Here is a 13,589-nt window from a genome sequence, read left to right as displayed (position 1 = left end):
CCGCTCGCAGGGGCGCGTTGCCCGCTACGATCGCGTCCATCCCTTTCTGAACGACCCACCGGCCCGCGCCGGACCTCCGCAGCGAACCTCATGACCGACACCACCGCCACGCCGCCGACCGACGAGAACTTCCTGATCGCCGAGCGTCGCGCCAAACTCGCGCAGCTTCGCGAAGGCGGCATCGCGTTTCCGAACGACTTCAAGCGCGCGCACTACGCGGGTGACCTGCAGGCGGAATTCGCGGACGCCGAACGTTGGACAGCGGAAGCATTCGAGGCCGAGCCGCGTCGTGTCGCCCTCGGCGGGCGCGTGCTGCTCAAGCGCGATATGGGCAAGGCCGGCTTCGCGCAGATCCAGGACGAGTCGGGCCGCGTGCAGCTCTGGCTGAAGAAGGACCTGCTCGGCGATGCGTTCGACGTGTTCAAGAACCTCGACCTCGGCGACATCGTCGCCGTCGAAGGCGAGCTCACGCGTACCCGCACCGGCGAGCTGTCGATCAAGGCGACCACGCTGCGCCTGCTGACCAAGGCGCTGCGTCCGTTGCCGGACAAGTTCCACGGCATGGCCGACATCGAACAGCGCTACCGCCAGCGTTACGTCGACCTGATCGTGACGCCGGAATCGCGCGACGTGTTCGTCAAGCGCAGCAAGATCATCCGTGCGATGCGTGCGTGGCTCGACGCGCGCCGCTTCCTCGAAGTCGAGACGCCGATGATGCATTACATCCCCGGCGGCGCGACGGCGAAGCCGTTCGTCACGCATCACAACGCGCTGGATCTCGAGCTGTACCTGCGCGTCGCGCCGGAGCTGTACCTCAAGCGCCTCGTCGTCGGTGGCCTCGAGCGCGTCTACGAGATCAATCGCAACTTCCGCAACGAGGGCGTGTCGACGCGGCACAACCCCGAGTTCACGATGCTCGAGCTGTACGAGGCCTACGCCACGTACACCGAGATCATGGACCTGACGGAAGACGTGATCCGTCATTGCGCGCAGGACGTGCTGGGCACGACGTCGATCGAATGGGAGGGCGCCCCGATCGATCTCGGTCCGCGCTTCCGCCGCTGGTCGATGACCGACGCGGTGCTCGAGCACAACCCGGACATCGCACGCGAGGATCTGCGCGACCTGGAAAAGATGCGCCAGCACTGCGCGCGCCTGCGGATCCAGATCAAGCCGTCCTACGGCTGGGGCAAGTTGCTGCTGGAGATCTTCGAGAAGACGGTCGAGCACACGCTGGTGCAGCCGACCTTCATCACCGACCACCCGGTCGAGGTCAGCCCGCTGGCCCGCGCGAACGATGTCGACCCGGAGCTCACCGACCGCTTCGAGCTGTTCGTCGGCGGCAAGGAGCTGGCGAACGGCTTCTCCGAGCTGAACGACCCCGAGGATCAGGCCGCGCGCTTCCAGGCGCAGGTCGACGCGAAGGAGGGCGGGGACGACGAGGCGATGCACTACGACTCCGATTACATCCGTGCGCTGGAAGTCGGCCTGCCACCGACCGGCGGCCTCGGGATCGGCATCGACCGCCTCGTGATGCTGCTCACGGATCGGGCCTCCATCCGCGATGTCCTGCTGTTTCCGTACATGCGGCCGGAGCAGGCCGGCTGACCGGAACTCAAGTACGCCCGTTCAGCGGCCGATAGACGAGGAGCAGGCGCGGTGCCACGGTGGTGGTGGTGTCGCGCTATCCTCGGCCCCACAGCCGCCGTACCGGTCCCTCGCCAACGGATGGTCCAATGAATGTCGTCATCGTCGATGACCAGACCAGCGCACGCACCATGCTGCGCCACATCATCGAGGACATCGGCGCCGAGCTGAGCGTCCACGATTTCGGCGAGCCGCAGGCCGCGCTGGACTGGTGCGCCTCGAACGACCCCGACCTGCTGCTGCTCGACTACCGCATGCCCGGCATCGACGGGCTGGAGTTCGCGCGCCGCTTCCGTCGTCTCCCGCGCCACCGGGACATCCCGATCATCCTCGTGACGGTGGTGGGCGACGAGCCGATCCGCCAGGCCGCACTCGACGCCGGCGTCATCGATTTCCTCGTCAAGCCCGTCCGCCCGCGCGAGCTTCGTGCCCGTTGCCGCAACCTGCTGCAGCTTCGGCAGCAGTCGGAGAACGTGAAGCAGCGCGCGCTGTCGCTGGAACACCGCCTGCAGACGACGCTCGCGCAGATCGCCGATCGCGAGCGGCAGATGCTGACGCGCCTGGCCCGCGCGATCGAATATCGCGACGGTGGCACGCATCCGAACCTGCAGCGCATGGCGGCGGTCGCCGGCATGATCGCGCGGGGCGTGGGCCTGTTCGACGACGAGGTCAGCCTGCTCGAGCAGGCGACTCCGCTGCACGACATCGGCAAGATCGCGCTGCCCGACGCCGTGCTGCACAAGCCCGGCCCGCTTTCCGACGAAGAGATGGCACTGGTGCGTCGACATCCGGAGATCGGTCATGACCTGCTGTCGGGCAGCGGCACGCCGTTCCTCGAACTGGCCGCACGCGTCGCGCTCAGCCATCACGAGCGCTTCGACGGCAGCGGCTATCCGCATGGCCTCGCCGGTGAGGCGATCCCGATCGAGGCACGCATCGTCGCCGTCGCCGACGTGTTCGACGCGCTGATCTCCGAGCAGCCGTACAAGCACGAGTGGGAGATCGATGCCGCGCTCGCGCACCTCTATGCGCAGCGCGGACGCCTGTTCGATCCGCAATGCGTGCAGGTGCTGGTCTCGGCACGCCGCCAGCTCGAAGCGCTCTGCGAGACCTACCGCTACCCGAACGGGCAGCCGACGTGATCGCCGCGCTGCGCCACGTCCGCCAGCGTTTCGCCGCCCGCGAGGACAGCGAGCATGGACAGGCGCTGGTGCGGATCGGTGCGCTGGCCGTGGTGCTGGCCTACCTGCTGATCGGTCCGCACGACGCGCACTCCGCCGCGTATTACGACGTCATGGCGATGACCATGGCCGGCTTCGTCATCGGCGCGGCGATCCTCGCCTGGCTCTACGTCTCGCCATCGAAGAACCACGCACGTCGCCTGGTCGGCATGGCCGCGGACTACGGCCTGATGGCCGCGGCGATGATCCGCATGGGCGAGCCGATCGCCTGGGTCTATGTGCTCATCATGTGGGTGACGGTCGGCAACGGCCTGCGCTTCGGGCGTCGCTACCTCAATGGCGCCGTCGCCGCGGCGGCCGGATCGTTCGGGCTGGTCCTCGCGAAATCGCCATACTGGCAATCGAACCTGCCGCTGGGCGTGGGTCTGCTCGTCGGCCTGATCGCGATTCCGATGTACCTCACCAGCCTGCTCGCCGCGCTGACCCGCGCCACCGAAGAGGCGCGTCGTGCGAACGAGGCCAAGAGCCGCTTCCTCGCCAACATGTCGCATGAGTTCCGTACGCCGTTGAACGGCCTCGCGGGCATGACCGAGGTACTGGCTGCAACGGACCTCGACGCCGAGCAGCGCGAATGCCTGGGCACCATCCAGGCCTCGACGCGCACGCTGATGGGGCTCGTCGAGGACGTGCTCGACATCTCCGCGATCGAGGCGGGCAAGCTCAAGTTGCACACGGCCGATTTCGACGTGCGCGAGCTGCTGGCGGGCGTCGGTCTCATCCTCGAACCGCAGGCACGCGCCAAGCATCTCGACTATGGCGTGGTGGTCGGCGAGGACGTGCCGGCCCGCGTGGTCGGCGACGCGGCGCACGTGCGGCAAGTGCTGATCAACCTGGTCGGCAACGCCGTCAAGTTCACTGACCGCGGCTCGGTGACCGTGCATGTCGAATGCACGCTGCAGGACACCCAGCACACGCGGCTGCGCTTCACGGTGGTCGACACCGGCATCGGCATTCCGACGGCCATGCGTCGCCGCCTGTTCGACGCATTCGAGCAGGCCGACGTCGGGCTGGCGCGGCGCTACGGCGGCACCGGCCTGGGCACCACGATTGCCAAGGGCCTCACCGAGGCGATGGGCGGCACGATCGGTTTCGAAAGCACAGAAGGCGAGGGCACGCGCTTCTGGGTCCAGCTGCCGTTCCACACGGCCGCCGTTCCGACCGCGCCGGTCGCCGAAGGCGCGCGCGTCGAGAACGCCGACACCACCACGCTGGGCGAGAACGTCATCGCGTTCAGCAATCCGTTCCTGCGTCACCGCGCCCGCGTCCGTGGCCTGCACGTGCTCGTCGCCGACGACAACGCCGCCAACCGCATGGTGCTGCAGCGCCTGCTGCAGAAGGCCGGCCATCGCTCGACCTGCGTCGATGGCGCGGAGGAGGTCCTGGACCTCCTCGCCGAATCCCATTTCGATCTGGTGATCTGCGACCTGCACATGCCCGGCATGAGCGGCGTCGACATGCTGCGGCACCTGCGGATGATGGAAGCGGGGGGCACGACCCGTACGCCGGTCGTCATCCTCAGCGCCGACGTGACGCCGGCGGCCATACAGGCCTGTCACGACGCCGGTGCCTGGGGCTTCCTCGCCAAGCCCGTATCCACCACCAAGCTTCTCGACGTACTCGCCGACATCGCCGAACGCGATGCGGCGACGGTGCGTCCCGCCAAGCCGGCGGCGCCGGTGGAGCGGGGCGATGACACCGTGTTCGATCCTGCCGTCCTCGACGAACTCGCCTCGATCGGCATGGGCGATGCGTTCGAACGCGAGTTCACCAGCGAGTGCCTCGCCGACGCCGAACGCAGCATCGCGCTGCTGGAAGACTGCGCGATGCGGGGTGACTGGAGCAACGTACGCGAGCACGCCCACGCCGTGAAGGGCGTGGCGGGCAATGTCGGCCTCGTCCGGCTCTCGCTGCTCGCGGGCGAGATGATGCGCCTGCCGGACTGGCAGCTTTCCCGCGAATGGCGGCTGCGCCTCGACAGCCTGCGGGAACGCCTGACGCAGGGACGCGACATCCTCGCAGCGCGGCGGAACCGCGGCGAGCGAAGCGATCCTGCGTCGCGATCGGACTAACCGTCAGCGCGCGGCCGAACGCTTCGCCTGCGCGCGGACAATCCGCTCCATCGTGCGCAGCGAGCGGTCGTCGAGCTTCAACGCGGCATCCACCCAGATCGCCGTGATGTCGATCAGCTCCTGGTAGCTCACCGGATTCGCTGCGCGACGCACGCGATTGAGTGCGAGATGCGCATGCGGGGCCCGCTGTTCCTGGCGGATCAGCTCGCGCACCACACGCTCGCCTTCGCCCTTCGGCGCCACCACGTCGACGATGCCCATGCGATGCAGTTCCTCGACCGGCACGATGCGGCCTTCGAGGATCAGGCGCTCGGCCTGGTGCGGCGCCACGCGGCGGCTCAGGAACGAGTACGCGCCCATGCCCGGGAACAGGCCGAACAGCACCTCCGGCAAGCCCATCTCGGTGCCTTCCTCGGCGACGATGACCTGGCAGGCCAGCGCGAGCTCCATGCCACCGCCCAGCGCGTCGCCCTGCACCAGCGCGATCGTGCGCACGTCGCCCCCCAGGCCGTCGTGGAGCAGGTGCACGCCGTCGACGCAGCGCGTCGCGTAGTTCATCAGCCCATCGCGATCGCCCTGGCGGATCAGGCTCGCGAACAGTGCGAGGTCACCGCCGAGGTTGAACGCGCCCGGCGCGTCGGATGCGAGCACGACGTGGCGCAGCGGACTGGCGGAGGCGGGTAGGGGCGCGCCTGCGACCTCCGACAGCATCGACCACATGTCGTGCATCAGCTCAGTGCGGAAACAGGGGCGGATGCCGGTGGCGTGGTCGGCATGCATGTACAGCCAGTCGCCAGCACCGTGGGCATCGGAGTCCACCCGTACGGTCGGATGGAGGCGGGCACGGTGCAACGATTCGATCGTGCTCATTCTGCGGGTCCTCGAAGGGGAACCGCCCGCGGAGGCTGGTGGGCGCGGGCGATCAGGTGGTGCCCACCAGGCGATCCTACACCCCGCTCCCGCATGCAAAAGACAGGCCCGCCGAAGCGGGCCTGTCGATGCTGAAAGCGTTGGAAATCCGTCAGGCCGGAACGGTATCCCGCAACTCGCGACGCAGGATCTTGCCGACGTTCGTCTTCGGCAATTCCTTGCGGAACTCGACGTAGTGCGGGCGCTTGTAACCCGTCAGGTTTTCGCGCGCATGCGCCATCACCTGTTCGGCCGTAAGCGACGGATCCTTCGGAACGATTACGACTTTCACCGCTTCGCCGGACTTCTCGTCCGGCACGCCGACCGCCGCGACTTCCAGTACCTGCGGCATCATCGCGATGACGTCCTCGACTTCGTTCGGATACACGTTGAAGCCGGAGACGAGGATCATGTCCTTCTTGCGATCGACGATGTAGAAGAACCCCTTCTCGTCCATCCGCGCCATGTCGCCGGTGTGCAGCCAGCCGTCGGCATCGATGACCTTCGCGGTCTCTTCGGGACGGTTCCAGTAGCCGCGCATCACCTGCGGGCCCTTGATGCACAGCTCGCCGATCTCGCCGACGGGCATGATCTTGCCGTCGTCGTCCTTCAGACAGGCATCCGTCGACGGAATCGGCAGGCCGATCGCGCCGTTGTAGTCCTTGAGGTCCATCGGGTTGATGCACGCGGCCGGCGACGTTTCAGTGAGGCCGTACGCCTCGACCAACGTGCAGCCCGTGACCTGCTTCCAGCGTTCGGCGACCGCGCGCTGAACCGCCATGCCGCCGCCCAGCGTCATGCGCAGGCTGGAGAAGTCGATCGCGTCGAAGCCCGGCGTGTTGAGCAGGCCGTTGAACAGCGTGTTGACGCCCGTGATCGCAGTGAAGCGAACCTTGCTCAGTTCCTTGACGAAGCCGGGCATGTCACGCGGGTTCGTGATCATGTGGTTCAAACCACCGAACTTCATGAAGACGAGACCGTTCGCCGTCAACGCGAAGATGTGATACAGCGGCAACGCAGTGATGATGGTCTCTTCGCCGTAACGCACGTTCGTGCCGATCCACGCGGCCGCCTGCTGCATGTTCGCGACGAGGTTGCGGTGCGTGAGCATCGCGCCCTTGGCGACGCCGGTCGTGCCGCCGGTGTACTGCAGGAACGCGATGTCTTCGGGCTCGATGTCGATGTCGGCATCGTTGAACGCGAGTTTCGCGCCCGCGTCGATGACGTCGTTGAAACGGATGGCGTGCGGAATATCGTAGTCCGGCACCATCTTCTTGACGTAGCGGACCACGAAGTTGACGACCTTGCGCTTCGGGAAGTCGAGGCAGTCGCCGAGCGCGGTGGTGATGACGTGCTTGACCGGTGTGTCGTGCAGCACTTCCTGCACGGTGTGCGCGAAGTTGTCCATCACGAGGATCGCGACGGCGCCCGCATCCTCGAGCTGATGACGCAGTTCGCGCGCGGTGTACATCGGATTGACATTCACCACTGTCAGGCCTGCGCGCAGGATGCCGAACAGCGCGATCGGATACTGCAGGCAGTTCGGCATCATGATCGCGACGCGATCACCGCGCTTGAGCTTGAGCTCACCGAGCAGGTATGCCGCGAAGCGCGCGCTCAGCGCGTCGACTTCGGCATACGTGATCGTCTTGCCGAGACTGGAGAAAGCGGGGCGCTCGCGATATTTCGCGATCGCGCTCTGCAGGACGGACACGATCGACGGGTATTCATCCACGTCGACCTCGGCCGGAACACCGGCGGGATAGCTCGCCAGCCAGGGCCGGTCTTGCGTCATGCGAATTCCCCTTTTTCTTCGCGATTTCTGCAGTAGGTCCGTGCGGATTCGGGCCCGTACGGTCGCCGGATTGGAGCATAGCCCTCGCGGGCGTCGCAAGGCGCGGTGCAACGAAAAAGTGATCGGTGCCGGCGACGGATTCTGTACCGCTCAGCGGCCACGACCGTGGATTCGCAACGAATGCAAATGAAACGGGACGCCGAAGCGTCCCGTTTCCTGCCACTCATCGGCAGAAGGCGACGTTACGCGGCCTTCTTCGACGCCAGCTGGCGCAGCACGTAGTGCAGGATGCCGCCGTGGCGGAAGTACTCGACTTCCTTCGGCGTCAGCAGCAGCACGCGCACCTGGAAGCGCTTCTCGCTGCCGTCGGCCTTGCGTGCGACGACGGTCGCGGTCTTGCTCGCGCCGTCCTGCAGGCCTTCGACCGAGATCGTTTCCGAACCATCGAGCTCGAGCACGCGTGCGTTCTCGCCCGGCATGAACTGCAGCGGGAGCACGCCCATGCCGACCAGGTTCGAGCGGTGGATGCGCTCGAAGCTCTCGGCGACGACGGCTTTGATGCCCAGCAGGTTGGTGCCCTTGGCCGCCCAGTCGCGCGACGAACCGGTGCCGTACTCCTTGCCCGCGAACACCACCAGCGGCGTGTTCGCCGCCTTGTACTTCATCGCCGCGTCGTAGATCGCCAGCTTTTCGGGCTCGCCACCGTTCGAGTAGTACAGCGTGTTGCCGCCTTCCTCGCCACCGAGCATCAGGTTCTTGATGCGGATGTTGGCGAACGTGCCGCGCACCATGACGTCGTCGTTGCCGCGACGGCTGCCGTAGCTGTTGAAGTCCGCCGGCTGCACGCCGCGCTCCATCAGGTAACGACCCGCCGGCGAATCCTTCTTGATGTTGCCAGCGGGCGAGATGTGGTCGGTGGTGATCGAGTCGCCGAACAGGCCCAGGATGCGCGCGCCGTGGATGTCGCTGATCGAACCGACCTGCATCGACATGCCGTCGAAGTAGGGCGGGTTCTTGATGTAGGTCGATGCATCGCTCCACGCGAACGACTCGCCTTCCGGCGCGGCGATCTGGTTCCAGCGCGAATCACCCTTGAAGACGTCGGCGTAGTTCTGCTTGAACAGTTCCGGCCCGAGGGTCGCGGCGATGACGTCGCCGATTTCCTTGTTGCTCGGCCAGATATCACGCAGGAACACGTCCTTGCCGTCCGGCGTGCGACCGATCGGGTCGTTCGTGAGGTCGATGTCGACGGTACCGGCGATCGCATAGGCGACGACCAGCGGCGGCGAGGCGAGGTAGTTCATCTTCACTTCGGGATGCACGCGGCCCTCGAAGTTGCGGTTGCCCGACAGCACCGACGTCACGACGAGATCGTTCTCGGCGATGCCGCGCGAGACTTCGTCCGGCAGCGGGCCGGAGTTGCCGATGCAGGTGGTGCAGCCGTAGCCGACGACGTCGAACCCGAGCTTCTCGAGATCGCCGAGCACGCCGGCCTTCTTCAGGTAATCGGTGACGACCAGCGAACCCGGGCCGAGCGACGTCTTGACCCACGGCTTGCTCTTGAGACCCAGACGCGCGGCATTGCGCGCGAGCAGGCCGGCGCCGAGCATCACGGCGGGGTTCGAGGTGTTGGTGCACGAGGTGATCGCCGCGATGACGACCGAACCGTCGGTGAGTTCGACGTCCTCGTCGCGCATGCGGATCTTGGACTTCGGTTTCGCCGCGAGATGCTCGGCCTGCGGCTGGTCGCCGCCCTCGGCATCGAAGCGCTTGACCTCGGTCTTCTTCGCCTCGCGGTTGGCGGTGAGGCCGGTGAGGTTGGACAGGTAGTTGTCCTTGACCTTCTCCAGCAGCACGCGGTCCTGCGGACGCTTCGGACCGGCGAGCGACGGCTTGACGTCGCCCAGGTCGAGTTCGAGCACCGCGGAATACGACGCCTCGGCCGCGCCCGCTTCGTGCCACAGGCCCTGCGCCTTCGCATAAGCCTCGACCAGCGCGATCTGGTCATCGCTGCGGCCGGACAGGCGCAGGTAGTTCAGCGCCTCGGCGTCGATCGGGAAGATGCCGCAGGTCGCGCCGTATTCCGGCGCCATGTTCGCGATGGTGGCGCGGTCGGCCAGCGGCAGGTGCTGCAGGCCCTCGCCGAAGAACTCGACGAACTTGCCGACGACGCCCAGCGCGCGAAGCATCTGGGTCACGGTGAGGACGAGGTCGGTTGCTGTCGTGCCTTCCGGCAGCGACCCGGTCAGCTTGAAGCCGACGACCTGCGGGATGAGCATCGATGACGGCTGGCCGAGCATCGCGGCCTCGGCCTCGATACCACCGACGCCCCAACCGAGCACGCCGATGCCGTTGATCATGGTGGTGTGGGAGTCGGTGCCGAACACCGTGTCCGGGAACGCCTGCAGCTCACCGTTGACCTCGCGCTCCACGACGACGCGGGCGAGGTTCTCGAGGTTCACCTGGTGGACGATGCCGGTGTTAGGCGGCACGACCTTGAAGTTGTCGAACGCCTTCTGGCCCCAGCGCAGGAAGCTGTAACGCTCCATGTTGCGCTCGAACTCGATCTTGCCGTTGATGTCGGCAGCGTCGGGGCGGCCGTAGACGTCGACCTGCACCGAGTGGTCGATGACCAGTTCCGACGGAATGAGCGGATTGATCTGCTTGGGCGAGCCGCCGAGCTTCGTCACCGCATCGCGCATCGCAGCGAGGTCGACCACGCACGGCACGCCGGTGAAGTCCTGCAGCACCACGCGCGCCGGCATGAACGCGATTTCGGTGTCCGACTCGGCCTTCGGATCCCACGTCGCCACCGCCTCGATGTGCTCGGGCAGCACGGTGACGCCGTCCTCGTGCCGGAGCAGGTTCTCCAGCAGGATCTTCATCGAGTAAGGCAGGTGCGCGAGATTGAAGCGCTGGCCCAGCGTCGGCAGGCTGAAGTAGGTGAGGGACTTGCCGTTGACGGCAAGCTGCGCGCGGGTGGCGAAGGAGTCGGCCATGAGGGCTCCGGGGAGGCGGCAGGGAACGCGGCGGTCTGCATCGGCGGCAAGGAATGCCGGCCGGAAGGAATCGACGCGGGAAAACCGGCTAATTATGCCGCATCCGGGGTCATCCGGGCAGCATCAGCCCAGATGTGCGTCGATCGCCGCAGCCATCGCGCGCCGCTGGAATGCGAAATCCCACAGGCTGCCGCCCCGCTGGCGCCAGAGCACCGCCGACCGCACGGCGGCAAGCAGCACCGCGCGTACTTCGGACACCACGCGGGGCTGACCCAGATAGTGCGGATTGCCCTGTACCAGCACACGCGGTCGGAGCGTGCTGAGGGTCTGCGAATACAGCTGGCCGATCGGCCCGATCACGTCGGGATGCGTCGGACCGTCCAGTTCCGCACGACCGGCCAGCGCTTCGAGGCTGCGTCGCACACGATCGGTCATCGCGGCGTCGCGCACGAAGCGGCGCTCGAGCTGCAACACTGGCATGGCGAGTCGCGGCAACGCGTCGTCACGCTGCGTGCCCGCGAGGTAATCGCGCAGGATCAGCAGGCCGGGACGCACGTGTTCCAAGCCGCCATAGACGTCGGCGGTGCTGCGCGCTTCGAACCGGAACAGCGAGCCGATGCAGGTGGCGAGGATCTCCTCGTTCGCCTCGCCGGTATCGGCGATGCGACGGACCTGCGCCAGCGCCTGCAGCAGACCGGCGAGCGCCACGACGCGGTCGTAGACCGGTTCGACCGATGCGAGCGACGCGGCGATTTCCGAGGTGGTGCGGGTCATGCGGCGGCCCTTCGGGAGGCGTCGAGCGGTGCGTCGGTCGTGTCGATGACGGCGCCGCCGAGACATTCGTCGCCGGCGTACAGCACCAGCGACTGGCCGGGCGTCACAGCACGCTGTGGCCGCTGGAACACCACGTCCAGGCGGCCGTCGTCGCTGACGTCGACGCGGCACGGCTCGTCATTCTGGCGGTAGCGCGTTTGCGTGGTGCATTCGAACGTGGCGGCCGGTGGTGCGCCGGCGATCCAGTGCGCCGGCTCGGTCGACAACCGCGTCGACATCAGCCACGGATTGTCGATGCCCTGTTCGACGTAGAGCACGTTGCGCGCGACGTCCTTGCCGACCACGTACCACGGCGCGGGCTCGCGCCCGCGCACCCCGCCGATCGCCAGGCCTTCGCGCTGGCCGAGTGTGAAGTAGAAGACGCCGGGATGGCGACCGACCGTCACGCCATCGGGCGCGCGGATGTCGCCTTCGCGTGCCGGCAGATACCGACCGAGGAATTCGCGGAAGTCGCGTTCGCCGATGAAACAGATGCCGGTCGAATCCTTTTTCGCGGCGGTCGGCAACCCCGCATCGGCGGCGATGCGGCGCACGTCAGACTTCGGTATTTCGCCGAGCGGAAACAGCGTCGCCGCGAGCTGCGGCTGGCCGAGCTGATGCAGGAAGTAGCTCTGGTCCTTGCTGCGATCGAGCGCGCGCAGCAAGCGCCAGCGACCATCGACGTGATCGACGCGCGCGTAGTGGCCGGTCGCGATGCGCTCCGCGCCGAGATCGTGTGCGGCGTCGAGAAAATGTTTGAACTTGATCTCGCGATTGCACAGCACGTCTGGATTGGGCGTGCGGCCCGCAGCGTATTCGGCTACGAAATGCTCGAACACGCCGCCCCAGTATTCCTTCGAGAAATCACGGAAATGGATCGGCAGACCGAGGCGGCCGCACACCGCGACGGCGTCGCGACGATCGTCTTCCGCGCGGCAGTCGCCGCTGCCGTCGTCCGCCCAGTTCGACATGAAGAGTCCGGCGACCGCTTCGCCCGCATCGCGCAGGCGCAGCGCTGCGACCGACGAATCGACGCCGCCCGACATGCCGACGATGGTGCGCGCCGTCGTCATCACGTCACCGCAGTGACCAGGTCGAGCGGAAAACGTCGACCGGCGAGGGCGTCGGCCACCACGCGCCAGACCAATGGGCTGCGATGACGCGCGGCGTCGGCCTGCAATTCGGCCGGCGTCATCCACAGCGCGCGGACGATGCCGTCGTCGAGCGCGCGCGCTGGATCGAAGTGCAGCGGCTCGGCGAGGAAGGCGAAGCGCATGTAGGTGCGTTCGGCACCGCCCAGGCTGACCGACGGCGCCTTCCACTGGTAGGCGCCGACGAACGCGGTCAGGCGGACGTCCCAACCTGTTTCCTCGCGGGTCTCGCGGACCGCGGCTTCAACGAGGGGCTCGTCCGGTTCCAGATGGCCCGCCGGCTGATTGAGCACGAGTCGTCCGGCAACCCGCTCCTCCACGACCAGCACGCGGCCGCCGTCGACGACGACGGTCGCGACCGTCACGTCCGGCTGCCAGAAGCGCGGATCGGCCGTCACGCGCCCACGCTCCGTGCGACGAGCGTCGCACCGCGGGAGACGCGCGGGATGCACAGTGTCGCCATCGGAACGTTGCGGTCGGAGCTGCGCGCCATGATCGTTCCCATGAATCCAAAGCGGCATTTTGCAGGGGCCGTGCGGCGGCCGTCCATGTCGCCCGACTTATACTGGCGCGATGCCGAAACACACCTCGCACGATCAGGATCAACACGGGCAGCACGGCCTAGCGGTCGAGACCAGCCGGCCGGAAGTCGCGCCACCGCCGATGTATTCGGTCCTTTTGCTGAACGACGACTACACGCCGATGGACTTCGTCGTGGATGTCCTGTCGCGGTTTTTCGCGATGAATATCGAAAAAGCGACGCAGGTGATGCTCCACGTGCACACCCGCGGCCGCGGCGTTTGCGGGGTTTTCACGCGGGAGATTGCCGAATCGAAAGTGTCGCAGGTGAACGAATACGCAAGGATCAACCAGCATCCCTTGTTGTGCACGATGGAAAAGGCCTAAAAGCGGTTTAAACCGCGCTACCGGCCCCCATCTGGTAACGCAGACGCTTCGGAGGCTCC

At 66.8% G+C, this 13,589-nt stretch carries 10 protein-coding genes; 4 read left to right on the top strand and 6 right to left on the bottom strand.

Features of this window, described 5'->3' with window-relative positions:
- Positions 1-90 precede the first annotated feature (90 nt).
- From lysS to DWG18_RS05595, 3 genes are all read left to right on the top strand, one after another.
- A complete protein-coding gene (gene lysS / locus DWG18_RS05605) occupies positions 91-1,608 on the top strand; it encodes a lysine--tRNA ligase (RefSeq protein WP_115646159.1) in 1,518 nt (505 codons plus the stop codon).
- A gap of 128 nt (positions 1,609-1,736) precedes the next feature.
- Positions 1,737-2,789, top strand: a complete 1,053-nt coding sequence (locus DWG18_RS05600) for an HD domain-containing phosphohydrolase (RefSeq protein ID WP_115646157.1) — start codon at positions 1,737-1,739, stop codon at positions 2,787-2,789.
- Positions 2,786-4,957: an ATP-binding protein gene (locus DWG18_RS05595; RefSeq protein ID WP_115646155.1), complete on the top strand. Its 2,172-nt coding sequence runs from the start codon at positions 2,786-2,788 to the stop codon at positions 4,955-4,957. The genes DWG18_RS05600 and DWG18_RS05595 overlap by 4 nt, the downstream gene beginning before the upstream one ends.
- A 3-nt stretch (positions 4,958-4,960) precedes the next feature.
- Here DWG18_RS05595 and DWG18_RS05590 read toward each other — a convergent pair whose 3' ends face one another.
- The 6 genes from DWG18_RS05590 to DWG18_RS05565 form a co-directional block, all read right to left on the bottom strand.
- Positions 4,961-5,827: a crotonase/enoyl-CoA hydratase family protein gene (locus DWG18_RS05590; RefSeq protein WP_115646153.1), complete on the bottom strand. Its 867-nt coding sequence runs from the start codon at positions 5,825-5,827 to the stop codon at positions 4,961-4,963.
- Positions 5,828-5,978: 151 nt separating this feature from the next.
- Positions 5,979-7,661 (bottom strand): long-chain fatty acid--CoA ligase, encoded by a 1,683-nt coding sequence (locus DWG18_RS05585; RefSeq protein ID WP_115646151.1) that lies wholly within the window; start codon positions 7,659-7,661, stop codon positions 5,979-5,981.
- A gap of 242 nt (positions 7,662-7,903) precedes the next feature.
- Positions 7,904-10,660, bottom strand: coding sequence for an aconitate hydratase AcnA (gene acnA / locus DWG18_RS05580; RefSeq protein ID WP_115646149.1), 2,757 nt, complete (start codon positions 10,658-10,660; stop codon positions 7,904-7,906).
- Positions 10,661-10,783: 123 nt separating this feature from the next.
- Positions 10,784-11,434: a lysogenization regulator HflD gene (locus DWG18_RS05575; RefSeq protein WP_115646147.1), complete on the bottom strand. Its 651-nt coding sequence runs from the start codon at positions 11,432-11,434 to the stop codon at positions 10,784-10,786.
- Positions 11,431-12,546: a tRNA 2-thiouridine(34) synthase MnmA gene (mnmA, locus tag DWG18_RS05570; RefSeq protein WP_115646145.1), complete on the bottom strand. Its 1,116-nt coding sequence runs from the start codon at positions 12,544-12,546 to the stop codon at positions 11,431-11,433. Before mnmA ends, DWG18_RS05575 begins: the two co-directional genes overlap by 4 nt.
- Positions 12,546-13,022, bottom strand: a complete 477-nt coding sequence (locus tag DWG18_RS05565) for an NUDIX hydrolase (protein WP_240318609.1) — start codon at positions 13,020-13,022, stop codon at positions 12,546-12,548. Before DWG18_RS05565 ends, mnmA begins: the two co-directional genes overlap by 1 nt.
- A 175-nt stretch (positions 13,023-13,197) precedes the next feature.
- Here DWG18_RS05565 and clpS point away from each other — a divergent pair, with 175 nt between their 5' ends.
- Positions 13,198-13,530, top strand: coding sequence for an ATP-dependent Clp protease adapter ClpS (gene clpS / locus DWG18_RS05560; RefSeq protein ID WP_115646141.1), 333 nt, complete (start codon positions 13,198-13,200; stop codon positions 13,528-13,530).
- The last annotated feature ends 59 nt before the right edge of the window (positions 13,531-13,589 follow it).

The organism is Lysobacter sp. TY2-98 (assembly GCF_003367355.1).
GTDB lineage: Bacteria > Pseudomonadota > Gammaproteobacteria > Xanthomonadales > Xanthomonadaceae > Cognatilysobacter.
The sequence above is the reverse complement of the archived record's forward strand: the minus strand, read 5'-3'. Positions and strand labels throughout refer to the sequence as shown.